This is a genomic window from Zoogloea sp. (assembly GCF_041904905.1).
Classification (GTDB): domain Bacteria; phylum Pseudomonadota; class Gammaproteobacteria; order Burkholderiales; family Rhodocyclaceae; genus Zoogloea.
The window spans coordinates 48,701-55,255 of sequence record NZ_JAYRMI010000020.1; the positions used below are offsets into that span (position 1 = coordinate 48,701).

Consider the following 6,555-nt stretch of genomic DNA (forward strand, 5'->3'; position numbering starts at 1 on the left):
CGGCGCGTGATAATCGCGCCTCCCCAAACAGGTTGCCGGGCTGCAAACTTGCCCGGCCGATCCGATTTCATCATGAATGCTCTCAAGAACGATCCGGCGGTGCGCGCCTTCCGCGACACGCTGGGCATGTTTCCCACCGGCGTGACGGTGGTCACCACCCGCGACGGCGCCGGCCGCCCGGTGGGCCTCACGGTCAGCTCCTTCAACTCGGTGTCGCTGGTGCCCCAGCTCGTGGTGTGGAGCCTCTCCAGCCACCTGCAGGTGGTGCCGGCCTTCGAAAACGCGCCAGTGTACGCGATCAACGTGCTCGCCGAAGACCAGCAGGACCTCTCCAACCGCTTCGCCAGCCGGGTGGAAGACCGCTTCGCCGGCGTCGAGTTCACCGATGGCGAGGGCGGCGTTCCGCTGCTCGCCGGCTGCTGCGCCCAGTTCGTGTGCCGGCCCCACGCGCGGCATCCGGGCGGCGATCACATCGTCTTCATCGACGAGGTGATCCGCTTCGAGCGCAACGCCGACAAGAAGCCGCTGCTCTTCCAGGGCGGCGCCTACCAGCGCCTGGCCTGATGGCCGCCCCACGCTGGATCGAGACCGGCGCCGGCCCGCGCGGGCTGCTCTTCCTGCACGGGGTGAGCGGCGGCGCGCAGGGCGCGGCGTCGATCCTGCCGGCGATCACCCCGCCGGGCTGGCGCGGGCTCGCGTGGGACATGCCGGGCTACGGTGCCAGCGCGCCCATCGACCCGGTGGATTTCGACGGCTACGCGGCGGCGGTGGTCGAACTGCTCGATGCCGCGGGGCTCGAGCGCGCGGTGCTGGTCGGTCACAGCATGGGCGGGATGATCGCCCTCCAGACCGTCGCGCGCTTCCCCGCGCGCGTTGCCGGGCTGGTGCTGGCGTGCTGCACGCCGGCCTTCGGCGCGCCGGCGGGGCCGCTGCAGCAGGCTTTCCTGGCCCGTCGGATCGGCCCGCTGGATGAAGGTGCGACCATGCGCGACATCGCGGCGGACCTGATCCCGACGATGGTCGGGCCGGACGCCGACCCCGAGGTGCTGCATGCTGCCGTCGACCTGATGGCCGACATCCCGCCGGACAGCTACCGCGCCGCGCTGCGGGCGCTGGTGGGCTTCGACCAGCGGGCGTCGCTCGCCTCCATCGACGTACCGGCGCTGGTGCTGGCGGGCCTGCACGACCAGGTCTCCCAGCCGCCGGTGGTGCGGCGCATGGCCGACATGATCCCCGAGCGGCGCTTCGTGGCGCTGGACGCCGGCCACCTGGCGCCCTTCGAGGTGCCCGAGGCGTTTGCCGCCCAGGTGCGGCGTTACCTCGCCGATCACACCCCTGTCACCTGAGCCCCGCAGGCTTGCCGCTTTTTGCCATCGCCATGAACGAGAGCCCCTTCAAAGGCAAGACTGGCCTCACCCGGGTGTGGAACGCCTTCCACTACTCGATGGCCGGCCTCGCCGCCGCCTACCGCAACGAAGACGCCTTCCGCCAGGAGGTGTGGCTGGCCGCCGTGCTGGTGCCGCTGGCCCTGTGGCTGCCGGTGAGTGGCGTCGGCAAGGCGCTGATGATCGCCAGCGTGCTGCTGGTGATCCTGGTCGAGCTGGTCAATTCCGCCGTCGAGGCGGCGGTGGATCGCATCTCCTTCGAGCAGCACCACCTCGCCAAGCGCGCCAAGGACATCGGCAGCGCTGCGGTGTTCGTGGCGCTGGTGAATGCGGTGGTAGTCTGGGGGCTGGTCCTGTTCGGTTGAATCGCCCATGAAGTCGTCCCGCAAACCCTGCGTCAATTGCACCTGCGCCACCACTGGCTTCTGCCCGCGGGGCGTGGGCGCCAACATCCCGCCCGAGCTGGCCGCCGCCCAGCCGGCCGCGCCGGAAAGGAAACCCTCCGCCGCCGAGCTGCGCCGCGAGCAGCTCCGTCAGCTGCCCGGCAACCGCAAGAAGATGCGTTTCTGAGCGGCCGCCCGCTTCTCCTCGTCACCCCTCACCCGCAGCACCCGTCCGCCATGGAACAGACCCACGCCATCTCCGCCCTCGTCATCCACCGCCTCGCCCGCGTCGGCGAAGGGCCGTCCCGCGTCCAGCCCCGGCCGACGCCCAACGTCATCGACGCGCCGGCGGTGGGCCTGATGGAGCGCCTGTGCCGCCACCTGGCCGAGCGCCCGGGCAAGGGCTACGGCTGCTTCGAGCAGGACGAGCACAACTTCCCGACGATCGATCTGGTGCGCCGCTACGCCCGCGAGGGCAGCCTGGATTTCCCCGCCTTCAGCGCCGAGGCGTTGGCCCACCTGCAGCAGCGGGTGGATGAGGACGGGGTGGAGGAGGCCGGCTTCCTGGTCATCGCCCGCGCCACCGTGTTCGGGGCGGACTGCCTGTACTTCGCGCTCGTGCAGGAGACGGTGGGCTCGGTGATCGACGACGGCCTCGCCATCCACGACAACCCGCACCTGGATTTTGCCGGCCTGCAGGTGGCCGGGCGCATCGACCTCACCGCCTGGCAGGCCGGCGCCGAGCGCTACATCGCCTTCCTCAAGGGCCGCGGCGACGTAGCCGGCTGGTTCAAGCGTTTCCTGGGCTGCACCGACGTGGTGATCGCCCTCAAGGAGACCAAGAAGCTCGTCGAGACGCTCACCCACTTCGCCGACACCCAGCAGCTCGAAGCCCCGGCCCGCGACGAACTGCTGGAGCGCGCCCATCTGGTGCTCGAAGAAATGCACGAGACCGGCGCCCCGCTGGATCTCGCCGCCGTTGCCAGCCAGGTCTTCCCCGATGCGCCCCAGAAGCTCGTCGAACGCCTGCAGGACGAGGCGGCCGATCTCGCCACCGGCTTCGTCCCCGACAAGCGCGCCCTGCGCCCGCTGATCCGCTTCAAGGCCGCGGCGCAAGATTGGAAGCTGGAATTCGAACGCGCCGGCCTGCGCTCCGGCACCGTCCAGTACGACCCGGCCAACAACACCCTGGTCCTCACCGACGTGCCGGAAGGGCTGCGGAAGGTGTTGATGGAGGGAGCGGTGGGAAGTGGGGAGTAGGGAGTGGCGTAGGTCGGGTTAGCCCGTCAGGGCGTAACCCGACACACCTCCCACGCGATCGACACGCAGGGCCGACGCGCTGTCGATCTTCCCCGCGAAGTCTTCCGTTCTGGCGAACGGGGGCGTCGCTTCAATGCCTGGTCACGCCCGCTGGCCAACCCGATCTACGATCTGCTCACGAACTTCACCGGCGCCTCTGCCGGGCGGGTTTCGTCGCCCAGCACCCGCGCCCGCAGCTGCCCGCAGCCGCCTTCCACATCCTGCCCGGCCGAGTTGCGCAGCTTGGTGAGGATGCCGCGGCGGTGGAGCTGGCGGGCGATGTCGGCGGCCTTGTCCCACGCCGGGCGGCGGAAGGGTAGGTCGGGCACGGCGTTGTACGGGATCATGTTCATGATCGCGTACTTGCCCGAGAGCAGGCGGACGATACCGTCCAGCTCTTCCGGCGTGTCGTTCACTCCGTCGATCAGCGTCCACTGGTACTGGATCGGGTAGCCGGTGCGGCGGGCGTAGGTTTCGCCCAGCTCCACCAGCTCGTCGGGGCCGATGCGGGGGGCCTTGGGGAGCAGCTCGAAGCGCAGATCCGCGCGGCTGGTGTGGAGCGACAGCGCCAGCGCGGGCTTGACCGTGAGCGTGGGCAGGCGCTCGAAAACGCGGGGGTCCCCCACCGTGCTGAACACCAGGTTCTTGTGGCCGATGCCGCCCTCGCTGCCGAGGAGCTGGATCGCCTCGATCACGTTTTCCAGGTTGTGGGCGGGCTCGCCCATGCCCATGAAGACTACCTTCTTCACCGCCCGCCGGCGCCGCGCCAGCACCACCTGGGCGACGATCTCCGCGCTGCCCACCTGACGCAGCAGGCCGTCCCGGCCGGTCATGCAGAACACGCAGCCCACCGCACACCCCACCTGACTCGACACGCACAGGCCGTCGCGGGGGAGCAGCACACTCTCCACCGTCTGGCCGTCGGGCAGCTGCACCAGCAGGCGCGCCGAGCCGTCTTCGGCCGGGTGCTCGGAGTGCAGCCGGGCGAGGCCGTCCAGCTCGGCGGCGAGCGCCGGCAGGGCGTCGAGCACGGCTTGCGGCAGGTTGGGGCCGCGCCGGGCCGGGCCGGCGGAGAGGGGCAGGGCGTGGGTCCAGGCGCGCAGCACGCGCTGGATGTGCACGGGTTTGGCGCCCAGATCGGCAAGGCGCTGGCGGAGGTGTTCGATGCGCATGAGGGGCGAGATGCTAGCACCCGGCCGGTGAGGCGAACAGCGCCCGTCACTCGACCATCACCTGCCGGTAACACCGCTGCAGCATCGCCCCACGACACTGGCTGGATGGACAACGCCGGACTCGTCTGCCAGGAAATCGTCAGCCACAAGGGCCCGCTGCGGGTTGCCGTGGTGACCGAAACCTATCCGCCCGAAATCAACGGGGTGGCGATGACCACCGGGCGCATCGTCGAGGGGCTCGTCGCCGCCGGCCACCGGGTGGATCTGATCCGCCCGCGGCAGGCCCACGAAGGGGCCGCCATCGCCGCCGACGGGGTGGAGCAGATGCTTGCCCGGGGCATCCCGATCCCGAAGTACGCCAACCTGCAGCTGGGCCTGCCGGCCCAGAAGGTGCTGCTGCGGCGCTGGTCGCACCGGCGGCCGGACGTGGTGCAGGTGGTCACCGAGGGCCCGCTGGGCTGGTCGGCGCTCACCGCGGCGCGCAAGCTGCGCCTGCCGACGATCAGCGAGTTCCACACCAACTTCCACCGCTACACCGGCCACTACGGCGTGGGCTGGCTGAAGCGCCCCATCGCGGCCTACCTGCGCAAGTTCCACAACCGCGCCGACCTGACCCTGGTGCCCACCCGCGCCCTGTGCGCCGAGCTGGCGGGGCAGGGTATTCCGCGGGTGGATGTGGTGTCCCGCGGGGTGGATACGACCCTCTTCGATCCCGCCCGGCGCAGCGAGGCCCTGCGCCGTCAGTGGGGGCTGGCGCCCGACGATCTGGCTGTGCTGTACGTGGGGCGCGTGGCGCCGGAGAAGAACCTGGCCTTGCTGGAGCAGGCCTTCGCCGCGGTGCGGGCCCGCCAGCCCCGGGCGCGGCTGGTGCTGGTGGGCGACGGGCCGGCCCTGCCCCAGCTGCGGGCGCGCCTGCCCGAGGCGGTGTGCGCCGGCCCCCAGACCGGGGTGCTGCTGGCCGAGCACTACGCCAGCGGCGATCTGTTCGTTTTTCCAAGTCTTACCGAAACCTATGGCAACGTGGTGGCCGAGGCGCTCGCCAGCGGGCTGCCGGTGGTAGCCTACCGGGATGCGGCCGCCCATGAGCTGATCGACCACCGGGTCCACGGGTGGCTGGCCGAGCCGGGCGACGAGCGCGGCTTCGTGGCGGGGGCGGTGGCGTTGGCCGAAGCGCCCGAGCTGCGCGCCAGCCTGCATCTGGCGGCGCGGGCGCGGGTGAACAGCCTGGCCTGGCGGGCGATCGTCGATAACCTGGTGGACATCCAGCGCCGGGTGATCCTGAGCGCGCCGATCCTGGCCCGGCGCTAGGGCGCGACGCCGCGGCCTTCAGGGCCGGCGACCGCTTGCCGTTAGAAGGCGACGGACCGCCGGGCCGAGGGCACCGGGGTCGAATCCGATAGTCGCTTCAGGTTGCCGCCGCCGATGAATCCGCTGCTGTCCCGTCTTTTTGCTGCCATGTCTGCGCCGGAGCGTCAGCGGCGTTTCGTCGTCGTGCTGATTGCGGCGGTGGTCCTGAGCAACCTGTTCGCGGTGGGGCTGGGGGTGTCCAGCCTGATCGGCAGCCGTGCCCAGACCGAGGAGCTGGTCAGCCAGAACGCCCGCAACCTCACCGGCATGCTCGACCAGAGCCTGGCCAACAGCGGGCGCACCATCGACATGGCGCTGCGGGCGCTGGTGGATGAGCTGGAGCGGGAGGAGGCGCGCTCGTCCTACCTGGACGGCGACGAGATCCGGTCGATGTTGCTGCGCTACAAGGGCTGGCTGCCCGAGATCGAAGGCGTGTATGTCTTCGATGCCCGCGGCGGCCTGCGCTGGCAGGGGCAGGCTGGGCCGGTGGCCAGCGCCGCCATCGCCGACCGGGAGTACTTCCGCACGCTGCAGGACGATGCCGGCGCCGGCCTGGTGGTGTCGCGTCCGGTGCTCGGGCGGGTCACCGGGATCTGGGTCGTCCCCTTTGCCCGGCGCTACAACCGCGCCGACGGCAGCTTTGCCGGGGCGGTGGTGGCCATCGTGCCGGTCGACTACCTCACCGCGATGCTGTCCCGCCCGAGCCTGGGCCCGGGGGGCTGGGCGGCGCTGCGCTACCGCGATTACAGCCTGATCTCCCGTTACCCGCCGGTCTCCGGCCCGACGGGGGAGATCGGCGCCGCCGAAGGCGCCCGCGAGCGGCTGGCGCAGGGGCAGGACGCCGCGGTGTTCCGGACAACCGACGGCGAGGGCGGCGGCGACCGCTTCCTGGCGATGCAGCAGGTCGATGGGCTGGGCTTCGTGGTGTGGGTTTTGCTTTCGAGCCACGACTTCCTTTCCAATTGGCGT

Annotated in this window: 8 protein-coding genes; 7 read left to right on the forward strand and 1 reads right to left on the reverse strand. The window is 71.0% G+C overall.

What is annotated here, in order from left to right; all coding sequences use genetic code 11:
- Positions 1-72 precede the first annotated feature (72 nt).
- From ACE3N6_RS07975 to ACE3N6_RS07995, 5 genes are read left to right on the forward strand one after another with little or no spacing between them, the layout of a single operon-like run.
- Positions 73-564, forward strand: coding sequence for a flavin reductase family protein (locus tag ACE3N6_RS07975; protein ID WP_374244651.1), 492 nt, complete (start codon positions 73-75; stop codon positions 562-564).
- A complete protein-coding gene (locus ACE3N6_RS07980; RefSeq protein WP_374244652.1) occupies positions 564-1,346 on the forward strand; it encodes an alpha/beta fold hydrolase in 783 nt (260 codons plus the stop codon). The genes ACE3N6_RS07975 and ACE3N6_RS07980 overlap by 1 nt, the downstream gene beginning before the upstream one ends.
- Before the next feature lie 32 nt (positions 1,347-1,378).
- Positions 1,379-1,750: a diacylglycerol kinase gene (locus tag ACE3N6_RS07985; protein WP_374244653.1), complete on the forward strand. Its 372-nt coding sequence runs from the start codon at positions 1,379-1,381 to the stop codon at positions 1,748-1,750.
- Between the two features lie 7 nt (positions 1,751-1,757).
- Positions 1,758-1,955: a hypothetical protein gene (locus tag ACE3N6_RS07990; RefSeq protein WP_374244654.1), complete on the forward strand. Its 198-nt coding sequence runs from the start codon at positions 1,758-1,760 to the stop codon at positions 1,953-1,955.
- A 50-nt stretch (positions 1,956-2,005) separates the two neighbouring features.
- Positions 2,006-3,028, forward strand: coding sequence for a nucleoid-associated protein (locus tag ACE3N6_RS07995; protein ID WP_374244655.1), 1,023 nt, complete (start codon positions 2,006-2,008; stop codon positions 3,026-3,028).
- A 164-nt stretch (positions 3,029-3,192) separates the two neighbouring features.
- Here the strand turns inward: ACE3N6_RS07995 and ACE3N6_RS08000 are convergent, their stop codons facing one another.
- Positions 3,193-4,239: an RNA methyltransferase gene (locus tag ACE3N6_RS08000; protein WP_374244656.1), complete on the reverse strand. Its 1,047-nt coding sequence runs from the start codon at positions 4,237-4,239 to the stop codon at positions 3,193-3,195.
- A gap of 105 nt (positions 4,240-4,344) precedes the next feature.
- Between ACE3N6_RS08000 and ACE3N6_RS08005 the strand changes: the two genes are divergently transcribed.
- Both ACE3N6_RS08005 and ACE3N6_RS08010 read left to right on the forward strand, forming a co-directional pair.
- A complete protein-coding gene (locus tag ACE3N6_RS08005; protein WP_374244657.1) occupies positions 4,345-5,547 on the forward strand; it encodes a glycosyltransferase family 4 protein in 1,203 nt (400 codons plus the stop codon).
- A 114-nt stretch (positions 5,548-5,661) separates the two neighbouring features.
- Positions 5,662-6,555 (forward strand): hypothetical protein (locus tag ACE3N6_RS08010; RefSeq protein WP_374244658.1); only part of this gene is annotated, 894 nt, incomplete at its 3' end.